Annotated in this window: 22 protein-coding genes; 9 read left to right on the top strand and 13 right to left on the bottom strand. The window is 63.8% G+C overall.

Translation table 11 applies throughout. The features are described 5' to 3' along the window. Positions 1-43: 43 nt before the first annotated feature. From A7317_RS10715 to gspG, 8 genes are all read right to left on the bottom strand, one after another. The gene (locus A7317_RS10715; protein ID WP_024074816.1) at positions 44-1,246 is read right to left on the bottom strand and encodes a substrate-binding domain-containing protein; all 1,203 of its coding nucleotides are present in this window, start codon (positions 1,244-1,246) and stop codon (positions 44-46) included. 411 nt (positions 1,247-1,657) lie between these two features. Continuing rightward, positions 1,658-2,869 carry a type II secretion system inner membrane protein GspF gene (gene gspF, locus A7317_RS10710; RefSeq protein WP_024074815.1) on the bottom strand — a complete coding sequence of 404 codons (1,212 nt, stop codon included), beginning with the start codon at positions 2,867-2,869 and terminating at the stop codon, positions 1,658-1,660. Beyond that, positions 2,869-4,287, bottom strand: coding sequence for a type II secretion system ATPase GspE (gene gspE, locus A7317_RS10705; RefSeq protein ID WP_024074814.1), 1,419 nt, complete (start codon positions 4,285-4,287; stop codon positions 2,869-2,871). Before gspE ends, gspF begins: the two co-directional genes overlap by 1 nt. A 497-nt stretch (positions 4,288-4,784) precedes the next feature. Continuing rightward, entirely contained in the window at positions 4,785-7,130 is a 2,346-nt protein-coding gene (gene gspD / locus A7317_RS10700) for a type II secretion system secretin GspD (protein ID WP_024074813.1), read from the bottom strand. Continuing rightward, the gene (gspM, locus tag A7317_RS10695) at positions 7,127-7,639 is read right to left on the bottom strand and encodes a type II secretion system protein GspM (RefSeq protein WP_024074812.1); all 513 of its coding nucleotides are present in this window, start codon (positions 7,637-7,639) and stop codon (positions 7,127-7,129) included. The genes gspD and gspM overlap by 4 nt, the downstream gene beginning before the upstream one ends. Continuing rightward, positions 7,632-8,702 carry a type II secretion system protein GspL gene (gspL, locus tag A7317_RS10690; protein ID WP_024074811.1) on the bottom strand — a complete coding sequence of 357 codons (1,071 nt, stop codon included), beginning with the start codon at positions 8,700-8,702 and terminating at the stop codon, positions 7,632-7,634. The genes gspM and gspL overlap by 8 nt, the downstream gene beginning before the upstream one ends. Beyond that, positions 8,699-9,577 (bottom strand): type II secretion system minor pseudopilin GspK, encoded by an 879-nt coding sequence (gspK, locus tag A7317_RS10685; protein ID WP_024074810.1) that lies wholly within the window; start codon positions 9,575-9,577, stop codon positions 8,699-8,701. The genes gspL and gspK overlap by 4 nt, the downstream gene beginning before the upstream one ends. A gap of 8 nt (positions 9,578-9,585) precedes the next feature. Next, positions 9,586-10,035: a type II secretion system major pseudopilin GspG gene (gene gspG, locus A7317_RS10680; RefSeq protein ID WP_024074809.1), complete on the bottom strand. Its 450-nt coding sequence runs from the start codon at positions 10,033-10,035 to the stop codon at positions 9,586-9,588. Between the two features lie 148 nt (positions 10,036-10,183). Between gspG and gspI the strand changes: the two genes are divergently transcribed. Beyond that, positions 10,184-10,570 (top strand): type II secretion system minor pseudopilin GspI, encoded by a 387-nt coding sequence (gene gspI, locus A7317_RS10675; RefSeq protein ID WP_024074808.1) that lies wholly within the window; start codon positions 10,184-10,186, stop codon positions 10,568-10,570. On the opposite strand, the gene A7317_RS10670 is transcribed toward gspI, so the two are convergent. Continuing rightward, positions 10,557-10,988 carry a type II secretion system protein N gene (locus tag A7317_RS10670; RefSeq protein ID WP_024074807.1) on the bottom strand — a complete coding sequence of 144 codons (432 nt, stop codon included), beginning with the start codon at positions 10,986-10,988 and terminating at the stop codon, positions 10,557-10,559. The genes gspI and A7317_RS10670 overlap by 14 nt on opposite strands. A gap of 93 nt (positions 10,989-11,081) precedes the next feature. Between A7317_RS10670 and gspH the strand changes: the two genes are divergently transcribed. Further along, positions 11,082-11,534 (top strand): type II secretion system minor pseudopilin GspH, encoded by a 453-nt coding sequence (gspH, locus tag A7317_RS10665; protein WP_024074806.1) that lies wholly within the window; start codon positions 11,082-11,084, stop codon positions 11,532-11,534. After that, the gene (locus tag A7317_RS10660; RefSeq protein ID WP_024074805.1) at positions 11,531-12,133 is read left to right on the top strand and encodes a type II secretion system protein GspJ; all 603 of its coding nucleotides are present in this window, start codon (positions 11,531-11,533) and stop codon (positions 12,131-12,133) included. Before gspH ends, A7317_RS10660 begins: the two co-directional genes overlap by 4 nt. Before the next feature lie 492 nt (positions 12,134-12,625). Here the strand turns inward: A7317_RS10660 and A7317_RS10655 are convergent, their stop codons facing one another. Further along, positions 12,626-12,934, bottom strand: coding sequence for a hypothetical protein (locus tag A7317_RS10655; protein ID WP_024074800.1), 309 nt, complete (start codon positions 12,932-12,934; stop codon positions 12,626-12,628). Between the two features lie 217 nt (positions 12,935-13,151). Here A7317_RS10655 and A7317_RS10650 point away from each other — a divergent pair, with 217 nt between their 5' ends. From A7317_RS10650 to A7317_RS10640, 3 genes are read left to right on the top strand one after another with little or no spacing between them, the layout of a single operon-like run. Beyond that, complete coding sequence (locus A7317_RS10650; RefSeq protein WP_041161160.1) at positions 13,152-13,796, top strand: secretin and TonB N-terminal domain-containing protein; 645 nt, start codon at positions 13,152-13,154, stop codon at positions 13,794-13,796. After that, positions 13,793-14,338: an RNA polymerase sigma factor gene (locus tag A7317_RS10645; protein ID WP_024074802.1), complete on the top strand. Its 546-nt coding sequence runs from the start codon at positions 13,793-13,795 to the stop codon at positions 14,336-14,338. The genes A7317_RS10650 and A7317_RS10645 overlap by 4 nt, the downstream gene beginning before the upstream one ends. A gap of 37 nt (positions 14,339-14,375) precedes the next feature. Then, entirely contained in the window at positions 14,376-15,302 is a 927-nt protein-coding gene (locus tag A7317_RS10640) for a FecR family protein (protein WP_024074803.1), read from the top strand. Positions 15,303-15,863: 561 nt separating this feature from the next. On the opposite strand, the gene A7317_RS10635 is transcribed toward A7317_RS10640, so the two are convergent. Then, a complete protein-coding gene (locus A7317_RS10635) occupies positions 15,864-16,931 on the bottom strand; it encodes an NAD(P)-dependent alcohol dehydrogenase (protein ID WP_069075756.1) in 1,068 nt (355 codons plus the stop codon). A gap of 147 nt (positions 16,932-17,078) precedes the next feature. Between A7317_RS10635 and A7317_RS10630 the strand changes: the two genes are divergently transcribed. The 3 genes from A7317_RS10630 (at position 17,079) to A7317_RS10620 (ending at position 20,271) form a co-directional block, all read left to right on the top strand. Next, positions 17,079-17,975, top strand: a complete 897-nt coding sequence (locus A7317_RS10630) for a VOC family protein (protein ID WP_041160903.1) — start codon at positions 17,079-17,081, stop codon at positions 17,973-17,975. Then, positions 17,972-19,363, top strand: coding sequence for an alginate export family protein (locus A7317_RS10625; protein ID WP_069075755.1), 1,392 nt, complete (start codon positions 17,972-17,974; stop codon positions 19,361-19,363). Before A7317_RS10630 ends, A7317_RS10625 begins: the two co-directional genes overlap by 4 nt. An 89-nt stretch (positions 19,364-19,452) precedes the next feature. Further along, entirely contained in the window at positions 19,453-20,271 is an 819-nt protein-coding gene (locus A7317_RS10620; protein WP_024074796.1) for an alpha/beta fold hydrolase, read from the top strand. Between the two features lie 145 nt (positions 20,272-20,416). Here the strand turns inward: A7317_RS10620 and A7317_RS10615 are convergent, their stop codons facing one another. Both A7317_RS10615 and A7317_RS10610 read right to left on the bottom strand, forming a co-directional pair. Then, positions 20,417-20,803: a DoxX family protein gene (locus A7317_RS10615; protein WP_024074795.1), complete on the bottom strand. Its 387-nt coding sequence runs from the start codon at positions 20,801-20,803 to the stop codon at positions 20,417-20,419. A gap of 81 nt (positions 20,804-20,884) precedes the next feature. Further along, positions 20,885-21,760 carry a LysR family transcriptional regulator gene (locus A7317_RS10610; RefSeq protein ID WP_069075754.1) on the bottom strand — a complete coding sequence of 292 codons (876 nt, stop codon included), beginning with the start codon at positions 21,758-21,760 and terminating at the stop codon, positions 20,885-20,887. Positions 21,761-21,788: the final 28 nt, after the last annotated feature.

Genomic DNA, 21,788 nt, shown 5'->3' with positions numbered 1-21,788 from the left:
AGGCCGTTGCTGATCAGGTGTTGCGGGTCGGTGAAAGCTTGGGTTACAGCGGACGACCGATGCCGTTGCAAACGTTGGTTTTGCCGATGCTCAACGCGCTGCTTGCCGTCACGAAGTTATCGGTGATGGCGGTTTTCCAGTTATCTGGCAGCGGTACGAAACGGTTGGCCGTGATGGCGTCGTCGTTGTTGTTGGTGTCGCCAAAGTGCTTGGTGAAGAAGGCACGCACTTGGCTGGTCTGGGTAGCGTCGGCGTAGCACTGGCTGAAGATCAGGTTGGTGAAGCCGAGGATTGGGTAGCCCGAATCCGGGTACGGCTGGACACCGGCCACGCCTGTTTTACCGAACACTGGAACCCAGTTGTCCGGGTTGGTGACATCGAGCGGAGCGCTCGGGTCGTTAGGTGGCAGAACCTGAGCAATGGCGTCGGAAACATTGCTCGGAGCTGGCGATACGCCTTTGATGCCCTTAGCCGTGTTTTTACCAACACGGGCAACCTTGGTGGCGTCGTCCAGACCGGCCAGCGTAGACGCAGCGAAGTCAGGGCTCATGTAGGTGATGCGGCCTTCAGCGACAGAAGTATCGTTCACGGCATCCATCACGCCCTGGCTGCCAGTGGCGGCAACAGCGCCGGCAGGCAGGCCACCGGTGTAGCTGGTGCCGAAGGTGGTGGTGATGTTGAAAGTGCCGGTCTCAGTGCACTTGGCGTTAAGGAAACGCGTGAACAGCTCGGTGGTACCGCTGCTCTCGCTGCGATAGACAACCGTGATCGGGCCAGTACGGCCAGCGCCCGAAATCCCGCTCCAGTCAGTGATACGGCCGGAGAACACACCACACAGCTCTGAAACGCTCAGGTCAACCGCGTTGGCACCGCTCTTGCGGAAAGGAATGGCAACCGAAGTAGCCACCGAAGGCACCTGGATCAATTTGCCCCAGGTAGGTTGTTTGTTGGTGGCGTAGGTCGACAGTTCAGTCGCAGTCAGCTTCGAATCGCTACCGGCCCAGTGCACGTTCTTGTTGCTCACGCCAGCCACGAACTTGGTGTAATCGTTGGTCAAGAAGGCTGCCTTGCCATTCCCGCTGCCCACACCAATGTAAGGGGCGAAACCGGCAGTCAGCACACCGGAGGTCTGGTACAGCTTCTGTGGCAGGGTCGCACCACCGCCGTTGATGTCAGCCATTGCAGCCTGTGCCGAGCACAGTGCAGCGAGGGTCATGGATACCGCGAGAACGTTGCGCTTAAACATGAAGAATCTCCTTTCATCGTGTTTGTACGTTTGGGGTAGATGGCTCTTGCATGACGCCATGGCTTCGGTCCCAAGCCGTGTGTCGGGGGTGGCGAGGGGTGAGGCCATGGGTTAGGAATTTGGCAGCTTCCGATGACAGCAAAACGAAAAAACCTCGGGAGGAAGGGCTTGATTTTTAAAAAGATTCTCGGGTGTTTTGGTCATGCTTTTGAGCGGTTTGGCGGTAGGTGACAGCGGGGTTTCAGCGCGGGTTTCGTCAAGGCGGCGCGGGCTGTGGCGAGGGGAGTGGATGTGACGGAATGAGGAACCCGAGGTTGAGGGCCGGCGATAGCGGTGGGTCAGTCACCTCAGTTGTTGCTGACACACCGCAATCGGGGGCAAGCCCCCTCCCACATTTTTGACCGCGTGGAGTCAGGTCACCAGTTGGTTGATCTCGATGATCGGCAACAGCACCGCCATCACGATCACCAGCACCACCGCGCCCATTACTACGATCATCAACGGCTCCAGCAACGCGGTCATGCCCATGGCACGCCGTTCGATGTCCCGCGACAGGGTCTGCGCGGCGCGTTCGAGCATCGGCGGCAGCGAGCCGGTTTTTTCGCCGCTGGCGATCAGGTGGATCAGCACCGGCGGGAAGACTTTTTCCACCGCCAGTGCAGGGGCCAGGTTGACGCCTTCGCGCACCTTGGCCGTGGCATCGTTGACGCACTGGCTGAGGCGCTCGTTGGACAGGGTTTGCCGCGCCGCTTCCAACGCACGCAGCAACGGCACGCCGGCACCGCCGAGGATCGCCAGGGTCGAGGCAAACCGCGCGGTGTTCAGGCCCAGCACAAAACGCCCGATCAGCGGCAGGCGCAGCACCCGGCTGTGCCAGTTCAACCGCGCCACCGGGTCGCGCAGGTACAGGCGCCAACCCCAGAAGCTGCCGACGATGCCGCCGAAACACAGCCAGCCCCAGGCGCGGATAAAGTCGCTGGCGTTGAGCATCGCCAGGGTCAGCCCCGGCAGGTCCTGGCGCGCCTGGGAAAACGCGCTGACCACCTGCGGCACCACGTAGCTGAGCAGGAAAATCACGATGCCGATCGACACCAGCCCCACCACACCGGGGTAGATGAACGCAGTGAGGATCTTGCCGCGCAGGTTGTTGCGCTCTTCGATGTAGTCCGCCAGGCGTTCCATCACCTGGGCCAGGTCACCGGACTCCTCCCCCGCCGCGATCAGTGCGCGGTAGATCGACGGGAAGTCCCGTGGCCGTGCCGCCAAGGCATCCGCCAACCGCATGCCGCCGCGCACATCGGCACGCACAGCGGCCAGGGTCTGGGCAATGTGCTTTTTCTCGGCCTGCTCCACCGTGGCGCTCAGCGCCGCCTCCAACGGCAGGCTGGCGCCGAGCAGGCTCGCCAGTTGCCGCGTGGCCCAGGCCAGGTCGTTGTCCGACAGCTTGGCGCTGAACAGGCTGCTGCCGGCAGCGCTTTGCTGACTGCCTTCGACCTGCACCCGCAGCGCGGTCAGGCCACGGCTGCGCAGCACGGCAAACGCGCCGCTCTGGCTGTCGGCCTCCAGGTGCCCGGCCTCGACTTTGCCGCTGGCATCGGCGGCTTCATAGCGATAGCGATTCATCAGGCGTCCCGTGTCACGCGCAGGATTTCTTCGGGCGCGGTGGCGCCGCTGCGCACCCAGCGCTCGCCGTCTTCACGCATGCTGAACATCCCCGCACGGCGTGCGGCCACGCGCAAATCCTGCTCGCCGGCGCCTTGGTGGATCAGGCTGCGGATATCGTCGTCGACGCAAAACAACTCATGAATGCCGGTACGCCCGCTGTAGCCGATCTGGTTGCACTGCGCGCAGCCCACCGGGCGCCAGGTGCCAGGCGCGGCGGGGTCTTCCTGCTTGCAATGCGGGCACAGGCGCCGCACCAGGCGCTGGGCCAATACGCCCAGCAGTGACGAGGCCAGCAAAAACGGTTCGACGCCCATGTCGATCAGGCGGTTGACCGCCGACACCGCGTCGTTGGTGTGCAAGGTGGCGAGCACCAGGTGGCCGGTGAGCGAGGCCTGCACGGCGATTTGGGCGGTCTCCAGGTCGCGGATTTCGCCGATCATGATGATGTCCGGGTCCTGGCGCAGGATCGCCCGCAGCGCGAGGCCGAAGGTCATGTCGATCTTGGCGTTGACCTGGATCTGGCTGATACCCGGCAGGTCGTACTCCACCGGGTCTTCGACGGTGAGGATATTGCTGGTGCTCGCATCCAGCCGCGCCAGGGCCGCGTACAGGCTGGTGGTCTTGCCGCTGCCGGTGGGCCCGGTGACCAGCACGATGCCATGGGGCTGGCGAATCAAGGTGTCGAGGCGCGCGAGCAACTGCGGCTCCATGCCCAGGGTCTCCAATTGCAGACGCCCGGCCTGCTTGTCCAGCAAGCGCATCACAACGCGTTCGCCATGCCCGGTGGGCACGGTCGACACACGAATATCAATCGGCCGCCCGGCCACGCGCAGGGCAATACGGCCGTCCTGGGGCAAGCGTTTTTCGGCGATGTCGAGCTGCGCCATGATCTTGATGCGCGACACCAGCGCGCCATGCAACGCCTTGCGCGGCGACACCACGTCACGCAGGGTGCCGTCGACGCGGTAGCGCACCACGGAATGGGTTTCATACGGCTCGATATGAATATCACTGGCCTCGTCCCGCGCGGCCTGGGTCAGCAAGGCGTTGATCATGCGGATCACCGGCGCACCGTCCTGGGTATCGAGCAGGTCGGTGATCTCGGGCATGTCCTGCATCAGGCGGTCGAGGTCGACTTCGTTTTCGGCAGCGCCGACCACAGCGGCGGCGCTGCCTGTATCGGCATAGGCGCTGGCGAGCAGGCCGTCGAGTTCGTCATCGCGCACTTGCTCGAGGCGGGCCTGGCCGAACTGGCGATGGACTTCGCTGATGGACCAGCCGGGGGTTGAGGGGCAGACGGTCAGCAGCATGCCCTGCTCGCTGGGGCGCAGGAGGATGCGTTGGGATTTGGCCCAGGCGTAGGGCAGAAGGCTCATGGGGTGGGCCCTTTTTGGGGGTGGGCGTGGGCATATCCGTTGCTGCGGGAACGGTGGCTGGCGGGGGGGTGTACATATCCATTGCTGCGGTAACGGCTACTGGCGGTTCCGCTCTTACAGCGGGTCACTTTTGGAAAAGAGCCCCAAAAGTAACCAAAAGGGCTCTTGCCCCACCACTCGGCACCTCGCTTAGGCTCAGGACGCCGGGTTAGCCGTCCTGGGCCAGGGATGGCCCATGACGGCGGCCCACGCTCCAAAGCCTTCGTTCGGGCACACCGAGCCTAAGCGAGGTGCCGAGTGGTGGGGCGAGGACCTTTTGGTTACTTTTGGGTCCTTCCAAAAGTGACCCGCTGTAAGAGCGGAACCATAGGTGGCCGTTACCGCAGCAATGGATATGTACCCCCCCCCGCCAGCCGCCGTTACCGCAGCAACGGATATGTACCCCAACCCGCCAGCCACCGCTCCCGCAGCAACGGATATGTACACCATCAAAACACTCACGGCCTCCCCCCAGAACCAGAAACCGGCACCGCCCGAATCACCGCCCGCGGCCCCTGCTGCTGTTGCTGCGCCCCAGGAATCGCCTTCTCCACCGAAGGCAACTGCGGCGCCTGCACATCCGGCATCGCCCAACTACGCTCCGGCTGCAACCCACCCTGCGCCCGGCGCATAAACTCATACCGATTCAACGTAATACTGCGCCCCGCCCCACCGTCACGAATAATGTAAGGCCGCAAAAACACCATCAAATTGGTCTTGCTCACACTGCGCTTTTCATTGCGAAACAACGCCCCCAACCCCGGAATATCCGAGAGCCAAGGCACCGCGTCATTGCTCTGGCTATAGCCATCCTGCAACAACCCGCCAAGCACCATGATCTGCCCGTCGTCCAGCAAGATGCTGGTATCGATCGCGCGCTTGTTGGTCACCGTGCCCGCCGCCACCGAAGCCCGGGAATCCACGCTGCTGACCTCCTGGTAAATATCCAGCTTCACCGTGCCGCCCTCGGAGATCTGCGGGCGCACATTCAGCTTGAGCCCCACTTCTTCACGCTGCACGGTCTGGAACGGGTTATTGCTGGTGCCACCGCCGCCCGTCACATAACTGCCGGTGACGAACGGAATGGTCTGCCCGACAAAAATGCTCGCGGCTTCGTTGTCCAGGGTCAGCAGGTTCGGCGTCGACAGCACATTGGTACCGCCCTTGCTCTTCAACGCACGGGCCAGCACCTTGAGGTCGAGCACCTTGCCAATGCCGGGGATGTCCACGGTGCCATTGACCAGACCGATATTCAGGCCCTTGGGCAATACGTCGATGCTGGTCTTGCTGGTGGGCGTGCCATTGACCCCGCTGCCGCCCAGGTTGACGCCGCCGAAGCCGCCCTTGCCCGCCAGGTTGCCAGCCTGCCATTGCACGCCAAATTCACTGGCGTCGTCTTCGCCGACTTCGACGATCAGGCTTTCGATCACCACCTGGGCGCGGCGCTGGTCGAGCATGTCGATCACTTCGCGCAGGTTGCGGTACAGCGGGTCGGGCGCGGAGATCAGCAACGTGTTGGTGGTGGCATCAGCCTGGATGGTCGCGCCGCCGGCGCTGAACGCGGTGTTCTGATCGCTGGCGGTGCTGCCGTTGGCGCTGGTGCCGGTGGTGCCGGTCTGGCCATACGCGGACGGTACGCCGCTGCCGGTGGGCGTACCGCTGCTGTTCTGCGTGGTGGTGTTGCCCTGGGTCGTCTGGCCAGTGCCACCCATGGCGCTGAGCTTGCCCCGCGCTTCCTCGCTGACACCCGACTCGCTCTCGCCGGTGAGCAAGCCGCGCAGCGACTGCGCCAGCTTGCCCGCCTGGGCGTTGCGCAGGTACACCACGTGCATATTGCTCGGGTTGCTCTGGGCGTTGTCGAGCTTGTAGATCAGGTTGCGCGCCAGCTCGGTGCGCTCGGGGCTGCCGGCGCGAATGATGATCGAGTTGGAGCGTGGGTCGCCGACCACGTTGATCTTCTGGGTCTGGTCGGCGCCCTGGGTATCCAGCAGTTCGCTGACCATGGTGGCGATGTCCACGGCAATGCCGTTCTGCACCTTCACCACGTCGGTGTCGATGGCGCCGGGGGTATCGATGCCGTCGATGATCTGCGCCACCCGCGCGAGGTTTTCCGCGTAGTCGGTGATGACGATGCTGTTGTTGCCGGGGTAGGCGTTGATCGGGTTGTTCGGCGACACGATGGGGCGCAGCACTGGAATCAGGTTCACCGCGTTTTCATATTGCAGGCGAAAGGTCCGCGTCTGCATGCCGCTGCTGCCGGCGCTGTAGATCGGCCCGCCGAGCAACTTGGCATCGGCCTCGGGCACCACCTGGGCCACACCGCCGACGTCGACCACGCTGAACCCCTGCATGCGCAACGCCGCCAACAGCATGTCATAGGCTTGATGCGCCGGCACCTGGCCTTCGCTGACCAGGGTCAGGTTGCCTTTAACCCGTGGGTCGACCAGGAATTGCTGACCGGTGGCACGGGACAGCGCACGCACCACGGCCTGGATATCGGCGTCGACGAAATTCAGTTGCACCGGCTGATCGCCCAGCGGGTTGCGCGCCTTGACGGTGCTCGGGGCATGAGCACGGGCACTGTTGGTCAGCGGGTGCTGGACGCGCGGCGTGGGCGCCGGTTCGCGCTGGCGATCGAGCATGGTTTCGCCGCTGCGCCGGGTGTCGGCCAAGGGCTGGCCAAGCTCGCTGTCCACCAGCAACGGCGTGTCGGGCGGCGGGTTATGGCTGCACGCGCTCAAGGCCAGTAACAGCAGCGGCGCGACCTTTCGAAAAGGCGCGGGGTTGGGGACTGACCACTTCATGAAGCTTCCTTAGCGCCAAGCGCCTGATCCATGCGAACGGTCCCGGACACAGTGCCGGCCGAGTTGTCGACGGCGTCCGCGCTACGCTGCAAGCGCGCCTCGGACACCTCCAGGGAAAATGCACGGGGGTTGCCCAGCAACCAGTCCACCACGGCATCGGCCGGGGCGTTGTCGAATGTCAGGCGCCAGCCACCGGTTTCCAGGGCCTGCAACTGATAGCGGCCTTGCAGGCCGGCGCTGTCCAGGGCCTGGCGCAGTGCGCTTTCGTCGGCGTGCCGAGGCGCCGTGACGCCCTGTAACAGCACCTGCAAGGCGGCGGCTTGGGCGCGCAATTTCGGGGTTTCGGCCTGCCAGTAGTCGATCTTCTTCAACGCAGGCTGCACCAGCACCAGCCAGGTCAGCATGCCCGCCAGGACCAGGCTGGCGCCGCTGAGCAGGCGTTGTTCACGCAGGGCCAGGCCGCGCCAGAAGCCCTGGGCCTGGCTACGCAGACGGCGCCACTTATTCATCGCTGGCTCCCGCTTGCTCTGCCGGTTGCGCCAGGCCAAGGGTCCAGCCGTGGTCATCGCGGGTCGCGGTAAAACCGGCCTGGGCCAACGCGGCCTGCGCCTCGCCTGGCAGCGTCGGGCTGTGAGTGTCGGCCAGCAACCCAAGGTGCAAGCGCCCTTGTTCGAAAACCAGGCTGTCGACGCTGCCCACCATGAACGGCAAGTTGCTGCCGCCGATCTGCAACAGGCTGGTAAAGCGCTGGCCGGGGTCGGCCGCCGCGCCGGTTTGCCGCGCGGCCAGCTGTTGGCGGGCCTGCTGCAAGGGGTTGAGCACCACCGGCAATTCGGGGAATGCCTGGCGTACCTGTTGGCTCATCAAGGCCTTGAGCCGTTGGCCTTCGTCCACTTGGCGCGCCGCGTAGAGGTTCAGGCCGAGGGTCCAGATGACGGTGGCCAGGGCGACACAGGCCAGCGCCCTGCCCCAACCACCGCTGGCCGTTTGATTGAGGTGGCCGTGCAGGCCCCAACCGGGCAGCGCGCCAGTCCAGCGTTGGGTGGCGTCCACCAGCGGCAGATCGAGCGCCTGCAATCCCAATGGATGAACCGTCCCTTGTTGCAGGCTATCGCGGGTCAACAGATACCCGTCGTCCAACGCCGCAGCGCCTACCGGCAAGGCATAGGGCGCCGGGTACAGGCCACGCAGCTTGAGCTGGACCTGCGCCAGTATCTGGGCCAACTGTTCCAGGCCGGCCTTGGGCACCCAGCCCACCTGGACGCGCCCCTGGCTGTCGCGCGGGCCGTGGGCCACGTGCATCTGGTCCAACGCGCCGAGGATCAACGCCTGCGCCGCACAGGCCACCGCCGCATGGGTTTTTGCAGCGGGTAATGGCGGCAGCTCAAGGCTGGTGAGCAGGCTGTCACGCGGGTGCAGAAAACAGTCCACGGCCTGCCGGCTCTTGCCCAATTGCGTCAGGCTTTCATGCCCTTCGGACACCACCACACCGCGGTCTAGCCAGGCAAATTTCACCCGGCTTTCAGCGCTGACCTGGTCCAGCGGCGGCAAGCCAATGCGCAAGCGTTTCATACGCCCACCCGCGACCAGATCACCTTGGGTTCACGGTCTTCGGGGCGATGCAACAACGCGTCGATCGTCACTCGACGGCGCTCGCGCCGCGCCTGGCCCTGCAGGCGAAACCACTCGCTGGTAATGCCCACTTGCACCGAATCCACCGCCACCTGGGGCAAGTGCAGACGGTTGACGAAATCCCCACGGTTGATAAACCAATGGCCATTGTCGCGCTCGGCCACCAGCCCATGGGCCTGGGACAGGCTGAGCTGCGGCACCACCGCGCTGAGCACTTCGGCGCTGGCGGTGTTGCCGTTGACCCAGGTATTGCCAGGCAGCACGCTGATGTAGGCCTGCAAGCGCTGCAACACCTCGGGGGTCAGGCCTTCGAGGCCACTCAGGTCGTCGAGGCTGCGCAGCATCGGGTATTTGGCGGGCAACCCCTTTTGTGCGTAGGAAGCGATCACCCGTTGGCTGATGCGGCGGCTGACGGCCGGGTCCACGCCAAGGGTGCGGCACAGGCGCTCGAAGTTGTGCAATTGCTCGGCGTCGAGCTGTTCGCGGTTAACCAGGTTGCGCAGGTTGAACTTGCCCTGTTCATCGTCGATCCGCCCCTCGAACACGCCGGCCTGGATGCGCACCCAGGGCTGGTCAAGGCGCGTCAGCACGTCCTTCTGGCGCGCCGCCCAGAGCAGCTGACGGCTGCGTTCCAGGCCACCCTGCAACAGCCATTGGCCCTGCACACGCAACTGTTCGGCTTCCAGGCTGCGGGTAAAGACGGTCTGGCGCGTGAGCATGCCGCCGGCGATCACCGCCACCACCGCGGCGATCAGCAAGGCGCTGATAATCGCCATGCCGCGCTGCTTCGCCGCTGCGGACGAATACCGTTTCATGGCGCGCCTTACAACTGCCAGGAGCCGATATCGGCATTGACGCCTTCGCCATCCGGTTGGCCGTCGGCGCCCAGGGAGAACACATCGACCTCACCGTTGGCGCCCGGGTTGAGGTAGTGATAAGGGTGGCCCCATGGGTCGTTGGGCAGGCGGTCGAGATAGGCGCGCCAGTTGCTGTTCTTCGCATCGGCCGGGCGTTCCACCAGCACCTTGAGACCCTGGTTCATAGTGGGGTAAGTGCCGTGGTCGAGGCGATAGAGTTTCAGCGCCTGCATCAACCCGGCGATGTCCTGTTTCGCGGCGGTAGCCCGCGCCTGGTCCGGGCGGTCGAGCACCTTGGGTACCACCATGGCCGCGAGGATCCCGAGGATGACCACCACCACCATGATCTCGATCAGGGTAAAGCCACGTTGCCCGCGAGGGCCTGGCGTGGGGGATGTTAGGCGCGCGATATCCATCTCGACATTCCTTGGCTTGAGTGCGTTTCGTGGCGCAGTGTTGCAAGAACACATGTCAGTCGTATTGAAAATCCTCGGGAGCTTCGGTCGCCAATCGGTCAACTCGCGGCGCTAGTCTGCGGGCCTGTTTCCCGGCTTTGAGAGCGCCATGTACGGCCGTCGCAACGCGCAAGGTTTTACCTTGATAGAAGTGCTGGTGGCGCTGGCGATCATCGCCGTGGCCATGGCCGCCGCCGTGCGCGTGGCCGGGCTGATGACCCAGAGCAACGGCCTGCTGCGCGACAAGTCCATGGCGTTGCTGGCGGCACACAGTCGTCTGGCGGAATTGCGCCTGGAGGGGCGTGCGAGCCCCGGCAAGAGGACGTTCACGTGTGATCAGGGGCGCTTGAAACTGCGCTGCGAACAAACCATCAGCATCGGCCCCGATAACCGGCTGTTGCAGGTCAATGTGCAAGTGCTGGACGCCAGCCGCGACGCACCACCCCTGGCCCGCCTGGAAACCTCGCTGGCCAGGCCGCAGGTCAAGGCCGAGTGAACCGTGGCAAGGCCGGCGCCTGCGGCAATGTGTCGAGGGGCACGCGCACCTTCTCGCCCGCGCGCTCGATCTCGACGCTGTCACCCGCGATGGCCGTCAAGCGCACGCCGGGGCTGAGGTGCTCGCCGAGTAAAAAGCTGCGCGGCGGGCCCTCGTTGAGGCTGAGGATCGCCACCGCACCACGTGCCCCGGCCAGCACCCCCGAAACCTTGACCTGCACCGCCGCCGGCACCGTGGAGAACCATTGCAGCGCGGGGTTATCACTGCGCGTCGCCAGCGCCTGGGGCGCAACCTGGGGCGTATGGGATTCGGCAGAGGTGAGCAGCAGCGGCGTCCATACCGCAACGCCGGCCAACGCCGCCAGCACGCCCAGGGCCTGTACGCCATGGGCCGGTGAAAAACGAAGGGCAAATGCCATGGGAAGGACCTCCTGTTTGTCCATGGCACCAGCCTACAGGCCAATTCGCACGTTTTTATTTCACAACCTCGCCAGCTTTCCAGGTACGCCACCATGAAACAGCATGGCTTTACCCTGATCGAACTGATGGTGGTGCTGGTGATCATCGGCATCGCCAGCGCCGCCATCAGCCTGACCATCAAGCCCGACCCACTGCAGCTGCTGCGCAAAGACGCCGAACGCCTGAGCCAACTGCTGCAAGTGGCCCAGGCCGAAGCCCGCGCCGACGGCCGCCCGATCACCTGGCGCGCCGACGCCAAGGGCTTTCGCTTCAACCGCCCCAGCGAGGACGGCCTGGGCGTGGAAGCCTTCCAGGGCGACGCCCAACTGCGCCCGCGCCTGTGGGAGAGCACCCCGATGCAAATCAACATCGAGCCGCGGCAAACCCTGGTGCTCAACGCCGAATGGATCAACCCGCCCGTGCGTGTGGTGCTGTCTGACGGGCAACACCGTCTCAGCCTGCAACGCGATGCTGCGGGCTTGATGCGCGTGGTGAGCCAGCCATGAACCCATCGCAGAAGGGTTTTACGCTGATCGAGGTGATGGTGGCGATCATGCTCATGGCGCTGGTCAGCCTGATTGCCTGGCGGGGGCTCGACAGCGTTAACCGGGCCGATCAGCACTTGCAGGCGAGCACGGAACAGACCGAGGCGGTGTTGCGGGCGTTGAACCAGTTGCAGCGCGACGTCAGCCTGCGCGCCAGTGTGGAACTGAACCCGCCGAAAGACCGCGCGGCCCCATCGGACGGGTTGGCGGCGGTGACGGTGCGCAGTTCCGACAGCAAGGGGTTTCGGTTGGATGTGATCCGCAGTGCGCCGGTCGCGGGGGATGGGTTGCAGCGGGTGCGTTGGTGGCTCAAGGGCGACAACCTGTACCGCGCGGTCGCGCCGGCGCGGGATCGCTTTCCGTTGCCGGCGGCGAAGGATGGGGTGGTGGTGTTGACGGGGGTCAGTGATCTGCAGGTGCGGGTGTGGGAGGCGGATAAGGGGTGGCGGCAGTTGAGTGGGAATCGGCGGGAGGATCCGTTGGGGTTGGAGGTGAGTCTGGTGCGGCAGACGGCGCAGGGGGTGGAGCGGTATCGGCAGGTGTTGGGGTTGGTTTGGTAGGGTATATCCGTTGCTCATGGTCGCTGGTGTATTGGGGGTCGGGGGTCGGGGGCATATCCGTTGCTGCGGTAATGGCGGGTGGTCCGTGTACATATCCGTTTCTGCGGTAACGGCGGCTGGCGGTTCCGCCCTTACGGCGGGTCACTTTGGAAAAGAGCCCCAAAGTAACCAAAGGGCTCTTGCCCCACCACTCGGCACCTCGCCTAGGCTCGGTGTGCCCGAACGAAGGCTTGAATCCGTGGGCCGCCGTCATGGGCCATCCCTGGCCCAGGACGGCTAACGGTCGGCCCGAAGGCCGCCACGGGACCAAGCTCCCTCGCCACAGACCGCTGAAAAAAGTTGTGTAGATACTTATGCCCCGATGAGGGCGTGTCAGTCACTTATTTGTTAACTGACCCACCACCATCGGGGGCAAGTCGAGTCGTCGCACCCACCAGCATCGGCCAGCGATGAAAAATCTATTGAATGCTTGATGGATTGTGCCCAGAGCCCTCAAGGCCGCTGCGGTTTCACCGAGGTCCCGAAGGTATTGCCCATGCGCACACTGGTCGCCGCAGGGGTAGACAGCCCCACCTGGTTCGGTGGCCGCTTCTGTACCGGGATATTCTGCGCTTCGCGATTTTTTTGTGCGGCCTTGGCCGCGTTCGGTGCATTCCCCATCTGCTGGCCAAGGCAGCCGTAGTTGGGCGCCTTATATCCATCCACCGTGACTTCCGTGCAGCCATTGGCCGCGGTTTCAGCGTGGGCGAGGGGCATTGCGATACACAGCAACAGGCTGGCGAGGGTTGGAAACAGCTTCATCGGAGCCTCCTGATGGGCCCGAGAGAATGGGCCGGCATGGCGTGAAAGTGTAGTGCAGCGGGCCTCTCGTCACCGTGATGTTTTTTTTGCTATCACCGTAACATCAGGTTCATAAACTGGCCTCAGGATGACGGTTTTCAAGGACACGTCGGCCGTGCAGCGATGCAACGCGGGGGGTGAACAGGGGACTTGGCGGCGCGCCGTATGCGCCCTGGTCTTGCTGTTGCTGCTGACGGGCACGCCGCCCGCCAAGGCAGAGCCCCCGTTGTTGAGCCTGGACCTGCCGGCACAAGACCTGGAACACGCACTGCAAGCGTACAGCCGTGCCACCGGCATGGCGGTGCTGGTCGACCGCGAACTGACGCTGGGCCGGCGCTCCATCAGTGTGCGCGGGCGCTTCACGGCACAGGAGGCTCTGGCGATGTTGCTGACAGGGAGTGGCCTGATGGCACGTTATGCACGCAGCGATGCGTTTACCCTGCAACTGCCCGAGGTCAGCCAGCCGCCTGCAACCCGTGGTACGGCGGCACGCAATGCCGCGCGCATCAACAACAGCTACGCCACGGCCTTGCAGCAGGCCATCGAGACCAGCCTGTGCCGCTCGCCGCTGACCCGGCCCGGCAGTTTTCGGGCACTGGTGCAGGTGTGGGTCAACCCGCAAGGGCTGATCGAACACAGTCGGTTGGTCAGTTCCACCGGCGATGAACAACGCGATGAAGCACTGGTACGCAGCCTGGCAACCGCGCGGGTCGAACGCCCGGCACCGAGTTCCCTGCGCCAACCGGTGACTTTACTTTTGATGCCTGACACAACAGGAACGCGCATGGAATGCACAGCAGCAAACGGAGCCTGGGGCGGATGAAAAATACCGGGCAGAGCACAATGGTCAGCTTGTTCCTGGCGTCCTACGAGGACTTCAAGGTGCGGTTGCGCAAGCGCCTGGGCTCGGAGGACCTGGCCAACGACGTGCTGCACGAAACCTACCTGCGGGTCGACCGCATGGACATGCCGCCAAACCTTCAGCAGCCCAATGCCTACCTGTACCGCATGGCCTTGAACATCGCCGCCGACCGCCGCCAGGCCGACGCGCGCCTGCTGACCGGCAGCGAGGTGGAAGAGCTGCTGCAAAGCGCCGACGAAGTCCTGGACCCGTCGCGGGTGGTGGGTGGCCAGAAAGAAATCCAATCGCTGGTCAAGGCCCTCTACGAACTGCCGGCACGCCGGCGCAAGATCCTCATCGCCGCGCGTCTGGAAGAGGCGCCGCACCTGGAAATCTCCCAGCGTTTCGGCATTTCCACACGCATGGTCGAGAAAGAAATCAAGGCTGCCCTGGGCTACTGTGCCCAGCGCCTGGAAAGAAAAGTGATTCAGCGGTTCGGTCCCGGGGCCGGGAAACCGTCTTAGTAGTGAGTCCCTGATAAATCCGTGAGTATTTGCGCGCTTGAATATTTTTAGCTTCTCCACCGCCCGGGAAACACCCGCCAGCCCACTGCACGACGAAGCCCGCGACTGGCTGGTCCTGTTGACCTCGGGCCGCGCTACCGTGGCCGATGCCAAGGCCCTGAAAGCGTGGTGCGCCCAAAGCCCGGAACATGCCCAGGCGTTCGAACAGGCCAAGACGCTGTGGCAGCGTTTGGGCGCAGCGGCCGAACAGGCCGAGCGCCCGCGTCATTTTGGCCGGCGTGCCTTCCTCGGCGGCGCGATTGCAGCGTCGGCGGCGGTGGTGATGGTCAACGTCGGTGTGCCGGGCGGGTTTGCCGGGTTGACCGCCGACTACCGAACCGAGGTCGGCGAACAGCGCCAGGTGTTATTGAGCGAGGGTGTGAGCCTGGAGCTCAATACACAGACGCGCATCAGCCGGGTGGGGCAGGGGATCGAACTGCTCGAAGGCGAAGTCGAAGTCCTCGCCGACGTGGCACAGCCGCTCAAGGTCCAGGCGGGCCAGGGCTGGCTGAGCGCGGCCCAGGCGCGGTTCAACGTGCGGCATACCGATCGCAACGTCTGCGTGACCTGTATCGAGGGGTGGCTGTCGGTGGACGTCGCCGGGCGTAATGTACGCCTGGAGAGTGGCCGGCAACTGACCTACGGCGCGGCGGGCATGGGTGAAGTGACGAGCGTCGATGCCCACGCGGTAGTGGCCTGGCGTGAGCAGGTGCTGGTGTTCAACAACGCAACGTTGGCGACGGTGGTGGATGAGATCAACCGATATCGACCGGGGATGTTGGTGTTGCTGAACAAGGAACTGGGCAAGCGGCGAGTGCAGGCGCGGTTCAGCTTGCAGCAGTTGGCGGGGGTGGCGCTGTTGATTCGGGATGCTTATGGGGCCAGGTGTACGGAGTTGCCTGGGGGGGTGGTGTTGTTGAGTTAGTGTGGGTCTGTGTACATATCCATTTCTGCGGTAACGGCCACTGGCGGTTCCGCCCTTACGGCGGGTCACTTTTGGAAAAGAGCCCCAAAAGTAACCAAAAGGTCTGTGCCCCACCACTCGGCACCTCGCCTAGGCTCGGTGTGCCCGAACGAAGGCTTTGGAGCGTGGGCCGCCGTCATGGGCCATCCCTGGCCCAGGACGGCTAACCAGGACGCCGGGTTAGCCGTCCTGGGCCAGGGATGGCCCATGACGGCGGCCCACGCTCCAAAGCCTGCGTTCGGGCACACCGAGCCTAGGCGAGGTGCCGAGTGTTGGGGCGAAGCGTTTTTGGTTACTTTTGGCGCTCTTCCAAAAGTGACCCGCTGTAAGAGCGGAACCATAGGCAGCCGTTACCGCAGCAACGGATATGTACTCGGTCAAATCCAACCACATGGTCGGCCCGAAGGCCGCCACGGAAACAAGCTCCCTCGCCACAGACCACTGGAAATTGTGTAGATACCCATGCTCATCGGGGGCAAGCCCCCTCCCAAAAAGGCTCTACAGTGGTTTGGAGATCGGGTTTCAGGCCGCGTGGCTTTCCTTTTTCAAGCTGTCCATATCGATCACGAACCGATACTTCACATCGCCCTTGAGCATGCGCTCATACGCCTCGTTGATGCCCTGGATATCGATCATCTCGATGTCCGAGACAATCTCGTGCCTGGCGCAGAAATCCAGCATGTCCTGGGTTTCCTGGATGCCGCCGATCAACGAACCGGCCAGGCTGCGGCGCTTGAAGATCAGGTTGAACACCGTAGGCGACGGGTGCGGGCTGTCGGGGGCGCCGACCAGGGTCATGGTGCCGTCGCGCTTGAGCAGGTTGAGGAAGGCGTCGAGGTTGTGCGGCGCGGCGACGGTGTTGAGGATGAAGTCCAGGCTGTTGGCGACCTTGGCCATTTCGTCCGGGTTCTTCGACACCACCACCTGATCGGCACCGAGGCGCAGGCCGTCTTCGCGCTTGTTCGGCGAGGTGGTGAACACGGTGACATGGGCGCCCATGGCGTGGGCAATCTTCACCGCCATATGCCCCAGGCCCCCGAGGCCGACCACGCCGACTTTCTTGCCGGGACCGACCTTCCAGTGATGCAGCGGCGAATAGGTGGTGATGCCGGCGCACAGCAGCGGCGCCACGGCCGCCAGATTAGTGTCATCGTGGGAGATACGCAGCACGAACTTCTCCTTGACCACGATATTGTCCGAGTAGCCCCCGAAGGTGTTCTCCCCGCCAAACACCGGGCCGTTGTAGGTGCCGGTAAAACCGTTCTCGCAATATTGCTCCTCGCCCTCGGCGCAAGAGGCGCAGTGCTGGCAGCTGTCGACCATGCAGCCGACACCGGCGAGGTCGCCGACCTTGAACTTGCTCACATTGCCACCCACCGCCGTCACGCGGCCGACGATTTCATGGCCGGGCACCGAAGGGTAAAGGGTGTTGTTCCACTCGTTGCGCACGGTGTGCAGGTCGGAGTGGCACACGCCGCAGTAGAGAATGTCGATCTGTACGTCATCCGCCCCCGGCGCGCGGCGCTCGAAAGTAAAGGGCTTGAGGGCATCCTTGGCGTTCTGGGCGGCGTAACTGTATGTCTTGGCCATTTCGTTCACCTGTGTGATCTGACGGTAGAGGTCAGTGGACCAGCATAGACGCTGAACCGTTCAACCGAGCACGTCTGTACAATTTCCATCGCGTCCCTGCGCCTAACCTCACGGCTTTCAATCGCGTAGAAGTGCTGGAGAATGGGCATGCGTAGCAAAGCAATCAAGGTATCTTTGGCATTGACGCTGCTGGCGGGCGCAATGATGGGCAATGCCTTCGCGGCAACCCCGAGCGTGGCCGTGGCGCCACAATACGACACCAGCCACGTCTATGTGGCCCCGGCGGATGTGGACCGTTTCACCCAGAGTTTCCTCGCCACCTTCGGCGGCAAAAGCACGCCCCAGGTAGTGGTGAACGTGCTGCCGGTGCCGAGCAGTACCACCTCGCAACTGCTGCAGACGCCGGCGGGCACGGTGTCGCTGTTCGGTTTCACCACGCCTATCCCGCACCCTTTTGGCCAGGAACGCAACGGCTACCTGGTCAAGGACATGGACGTTGCACTCAAAGCCGCGCGGGAAAACGGCGCTGCCGTTATCGTCAGCGACTTCCCGGACCCGATCGGGCGTGACGCCGTGGTGCAATGGCCGGGTGGCGTGAACATGCAGCTCTACTGGCACACCAAGACCCCGGCCTACGCGGCGTTCCAGACCGTGCCGGAAAACCGCGTGTACCTGTCCACCGAGCGCGCCGATGCCTTTATCAAATCGTTCCTGGGCTTCTCCCACGGCAAGGTGCTGGCCGATGACAAGCATGCGCCCGGCGCCGATGTGGGCCAGGCCACTGGCACGTACCGCCGCGTCGATATCGAGTCACCGTTCGGACGCATGGCGGTGCTGGTCACCAACGGCCAACTGCCCTACCCCTTCGGCCATGAGACCACCGGTTATCAAGTGCCTGACCTGACGGCTACCCTGGGCAAGGCCACCGGTTCCGGCGCCAAGGTCCTGGTGCCGGCCTTTGACAGCAAGGGCCGCCGCAGCGCCGTGGTTGAATTCCCCGGCGGCTACGTCGCGGAAATTCACCAGCTCCTCGCTGCAAAATGATTGGCCGCACAGGCTGGGGCCTGGCCGTGCTGTGGCCGCTGCTGATCGGCAGCGCCCACGCCGACGATCAACCGACACGACCGGCCATCAAGACCAACCGCTGGCAGGAAGACTGGTCGGTGCTCCAAGACCCGGCGCTGCGCACCCAACCGCTGGACAGCTTGAAGTACATCCCGCTGTCCAGCGCCAACCCGTTCACCTATTTGTCATTGGGGGCGACGTTGCGCGAGCGCTTCGAGATGAACGATGCCAATGGTTTTGGGGTGAAGGGCGTCAAGCGTGACAGCTACCTGATCCAGCGCTTCCAGGTGCACGCCGACCTGCACTTGAACGAAAACTGGCGGCTCTTCACCCAACTGGAAGATGCACGCGCCTACGACAAGACCACGGTCGGCGGCGCCGACCAGAACCGCGTCGATTTGCGCCTGGCCTTTGCCGAATACGTCAACGCCTTCAGCAGCGGCACGCTCAAGGCGCGTGTCGGGCGCCAGGACTTTGCCTTCGACTTGCAGCGTTTCATCTCATCGCGGGACGGCCCGAACGTGCGGCAATCCTTCGATGCATTGTGGGCCGATTGGGAAACGTCCAACTGGCGCTTTATCGGGATTGCCAGCCAGCCGGTGCAGTATCAGGACGAGCGGCACTTCGACGACAAATCCAACAGTGACGCGCGCTTCCACATGCTGCGGGTCGAGCGGCTGGTGGGCGGCAAGAATGAGCTGTCGGCCTACTACGGCGTGTACGAGCGCAGCGCTGCGCACTATCTGGATGCGGACGGCGATGAAACCCGCCACCTGCTGGATGCACGCCTGGGCGGCACGGCCCAGGGGTTCGACTGGGACATTGAAGCCATGCTGCAAAGCGGCTCGGTGGGCAACAAGGATATTCGCGCCTGGGCCGGCGGCAGCCGCACGGGATACACCTTCGACAGCGTGACGTGGAAACCGCGCATCGGCCTGCAACTGGACATCGCCTCGGGCGACCGTAAGACCGGTGACGGTACAGTCGGCACGTTCAACCCGCTGTTCCCCAACGGCTACTATTTTTCCCTGGCCGGCTATACGGGCTACAGCAACCTGATTCACGTCAAACCGTCGATCACCGTCAAGCCCATCGACAAGCTCAGCGTGCAGACCGCCGTCGGCCTGCTGTGGCGCCAGACCACCAGCGATGCGGTGTACACGCAACCGAACCTGCCAGTCGCCGGCACCGCAGGCCAGGGTGGACGCTGGACCGGTGCCTACGGTCAATTGCGCACCGACTACGTGTTTACGCCGAACCTCACCGGTGCGGTTGAAGCGGTGCATTACGCGGTCGGCCGCACGTTGCGCGACGCCGGCGGCGATGACAGCAACTACCTGGGGGTCGAGCTCAAGTTCAGTTGGTGACCCCAGGCAAGCACACCCGTACAAGCCCCTGGCCCGGTTTCGGGCAATAGTGAGGCTGATGTCCAGTCCCTCAACCAAGGAGTTTTTCCATGAGCACATTCGTAGCCAAAGACGGTACCCAGATCTATTTCAAGGACTGGGGCAGCGGTAAACCGGTGCTGTTCAGCCACGGCTGGCCGCTGGATGCCGACATGTGGGAATACCAGATGGAATACCTGAGCAGCCGTGGTTTTCGCACTATCGCATTTGACCGCCGTGGCTTCGGGCGCTCTGACCAGCCGTGGACCGGTAACGACTACAACACCTTCGCTGACGACATCGCGCAGTTGATCGAACACCTGGACCTCAAGGACGTGACCCTGGTGGGCTTCTCCATGGGCGGCGGTGACGTGGCCCGCTACATCGCCCGCCACGGCAGTGCACGGGTGGCCGGCCTGGTGCTGTTGGGCGCCGTGACGCCGATCTTCGGCCAGCAGGCGGATTACCCACAAGGCGTGCCGAGCGAAGTGTTCGACGGTATCAAGGCCGGGTTGCTCAAAGACCGTGCGCAGTTCATCGCGGACTTCAACACGCCGTTCTTCGGCATCAACAAGGGCCAGACCGTTTCCGAAGGTACGCTGGCCCAGACCCTGCAGATCGCCATGCTGGCGTCCCTCAAGTCGACCGTGGATTGCGTCAGTGCATTCTCCGAGACCGACTTCCGCCCGGACATGGCCAAGATCGACGTACCGACCCTGGTGATCCACGGTGACGGCGACCAGATCGTGCCGTTCGAGACCACCGGCAAGGTGGCGGCCGAGATGATCAAGGGTGCCAAGTTGAAGGTGTACAAGGATGCGCCACACGGGTTTGCCGTGACCCACACCCAAGCCTTGAACGAGGACCTGCTGGCGTTCCTCAATCGCTGAAACACCCCGCTCCTTTGGCCGGAACGCTAGTGCCCTGTAGGAGCAAGCTTGCTCGCGAAGATCGTCAACGATGACGCAGTCAATCAGATTTAACGCGTCGCTCTTGGGTTCTTCGCGAGCAAGCTCGCTCCTACAAGGGCAGGGTTTAACCGGCCTTTTTTTCCAGCGCCAGGCGACCTGGCCCGGCAATCAGGATGCTGGTGAAAATGATCAACAGCAGCCAGCCGAATTGCCCTTCCAGCAACGTCCACTCCGGATGCACCACCACCATCGCAATCAACAGCACCGCCAGGATCGGCAGGCACGCCAGGCGCACCAGCACCCCGGCGATAATCAGCAGCGGGCACAGCACTTCGGCGAATATCGCCAGCAGCAGGGTGACATGGGCGCCGAGGTGAAACGGGTCTTCGATCAGCTTCAACTGCTCGCTGTAGTTGAGCAATTTGGGCAGGCCATGCACCCACAGCAGGAACAGCGCCCCGCTGACCCGCAGAAATAACAGCCCGATGTCCTGGTGTCTTGATTCGTTCATATGCGCTCCGGTGGGTTGACACGTTATCGACGTCGATTGTGTCCGCAGAGCGCTGCGCACGCTTGCAACCGTGTGCTGACCTTACTCCCCGGTGCCGGAAAACCCGGCGACGATCTCGTCGATCACCGCCCGTACCCGCGCGGTGTGGCGCAAGTCGGCATGGGTCACCAGCCACACGTCATACGGCAAGGGCCGCGTACGCTCCGGCCACACACGCACCAGGCCGTCCATCTGGCCGGTCGGCACCGGGATTTCACCGATACCGATGCCGGCGGCAATCGAGCGGCGTACCAGCAGGCTGGAACTCAACGCGGCCACAATGCGCCCACGGCCCAAGGGTTCGGACACCAGGCTCATGTCCTTCTGGGTTTGCAGGTACGGCTGGTAGACCACCAGGTCATGGCCTTCGAACAGACTGCCCGGCTCCGGCACACCGTGGCGGTCGACATACGCCTGTGAAGCGAACAGGCCCACCGGCCAACGCGCGATACGCCGGGCGATCAGGTCGGGGCTGTCCGGGCGGATGTTGCGCACAGCGATGTCGGTTTCACGCTTGGCCAGGCTGAGGAACTGGGTGGAAGCGTCCAGTTGCACACGCACGTCGGGGTGCTGATGGTGCAGCCGGGCGATCGCCGGGATCAGGAAGTCGATGGCCAGGGAGTCGGTGCTGCTGACCCGCACAATGCCGGTCAGGCGGTCGTCCAGGCCTTGGATCTGGCGCTGGAGATCCAGGGCCGAGCGTTCCATTTTTTCCACCGAGAGCAAGGCGGCCTCGCCAACGGCGGTCAATGCATAGCCCTCGGAGGTGCGCAGGAACAACGTCGCGCCCAAGGCCTTTTCCAGGGCGTTGACCCGCCGCCCGACCGTGGCCTGGTCGACCCCAAGCACCCGCGCGGCACCGCGTAATGTCGACTCGCGGCACACCGCCAGGAACACCCGTGCGTCATCCCAATTCATGCTGCCTCCTTGTGCTGCATATCTGCAT

It is taken from the genome of Pseudomonas fluorescens (genome assembly GCF_001708445.1).
Taxonomy (GTDB): domain Bacteria; phylum Pseudomonadota; class Gammaproteobacteria; order Pseudomonadales; family Pseudomonadaceae; genus Aquipseudomonas; species Aquipseudomonas gorinensis.
This window is presented reverse-complemented; position numbering and strand designations above follow the sequence as displayed.

Coding starts and splice junctions, on each gene's coding strand:
- gspK (WP_024074810.1), bottom strand. CDS start 9,577: ATGAAACGGTATTCGTCCGCAGCGGCGAAGCAGCGCGGCATGGCGATT.
- gspF (WP_024074815.1), bottom strand. CDS start 2,869: ATGAATCGCTATCGCTATGAAGCCGCCGATGCCAGCGGCAAAGTCGAG.
- gspD (WP_024074813.1), bottom strand. CDS start 7,130: ATGAAGTGGTCAGTCCCCAACCCCGCGCCTTTTCGAAAGGTCGCGCCG.
- A7317_RS10635 (WP_069075756.1), bottom strand. CDS start 16,931: ATGGCCAAGACATACAGTTACGCCGCCCAGAACGCCAAGGATGCCCTC.
- gspI (WP_024074808.1), top strand. CDS start 10,184: ATGTACGGCCGTCGCAACGCGCAAGGTTTTACCTTGATAGAAGTGCTG.
- gspE (WP_024074814.1), bottom strand. CDS start 4,287: ATGAGCCTTCTGCCCTACGCCTGGGCCAAATCCCAACGCATCCTCCTG.
- A7317_RS10660 (WP_024074805.1), top strand. CDS start 11,531: ATGAACCCATCGCAGAAGGGTTTTACGCTGATCGAGGTGATGGTGGCG.
- A7317_RS10630 (WP_041160903.1), top strand. CDS start 17,079: ATGCGTAGCAAAGCAATCAAGGTATCTTTGGCATTGACGCTGCTGGCG.
- A7317_RS10620 (WP_024074796.1), top strand. CDS start 19,453: ATGAGCACATTCGTAGCCAAAGACGGTACCCAGATCTATTTCAAGGAC.
- A7317_RS10615 (WP_024074795.1), bottom strand. CDS start 20,803: ATGAACGAATCAAGACACCAGGACATCGGGCTGTTATTTCTGCGGGTC.
- A7317_RS10655 (WP_024074800.1), bottom strand. CDS start 12,934: ATGAAGCTGTTTCCAACCCTCGCCAGCCTGTTGCTGTGTATCGCAATG.
- gspL (WP_024074811.1), bottom strand. CDS start 8,702: ATGAAACGCTTGCGCATTGGCTTGCCGCCGCTGGACCAGGTCAGCGCT.
- A7317_RS10715 (WP_024074816.1), bottom strand. CDS start 1,246: ATGTTTAAGCGCAACGTTCTCGCGGTATCCATGACCCTCGCTGCACTG.
- A7317_RS10625 (WP_069075755.1), top strand. CDS start 17,972: ATGATTGGCCGCACAGGCTGGGGCCTGGCCGTGCTGTGGCCGCTGCTG.
- gspG (WP_024074809.1), bottom strand. CDS start 10,035: ATGGATATCGCGCGCCTAACATCCCCCACGCCAGGCCCTCGCGGGCAA.
- gspH (WP_024074806.1), top strand. CDS start 11,082: ATGAAACAGCATGGCTTTACCCTGATCGAACTGATGGTGGTGCTGGTG.
- A7317_RS10610 (WP_069075754.1), bottom strand. CDS start 21,760: ATGAATTGGGATGACGCACGGGTGTTCCTGGCGGTGTGCCGCGAGTCG.
- A7317_RS10670 (WP_024074807.1), bottom strand. CDS start 10,988: ATGGCATTTGCCCTTCGTTTTTCACCGGCCCATGGCGTACAGGCCCTG.
- gspM (WP_024074812.1), bottom strand. CDS start 7,639: ATGAATAAGTGGCGCCGTCTGCGTAGCCAGGCCCAGGGCTTCTGGCGC.
- A7317_RS10645 (WP_024074802.1), top strand. CDS start 13,793: ATGAAAAATACCGGGCAGAGCACAATGGTCAGCTTGTTCCTGGCGTCC.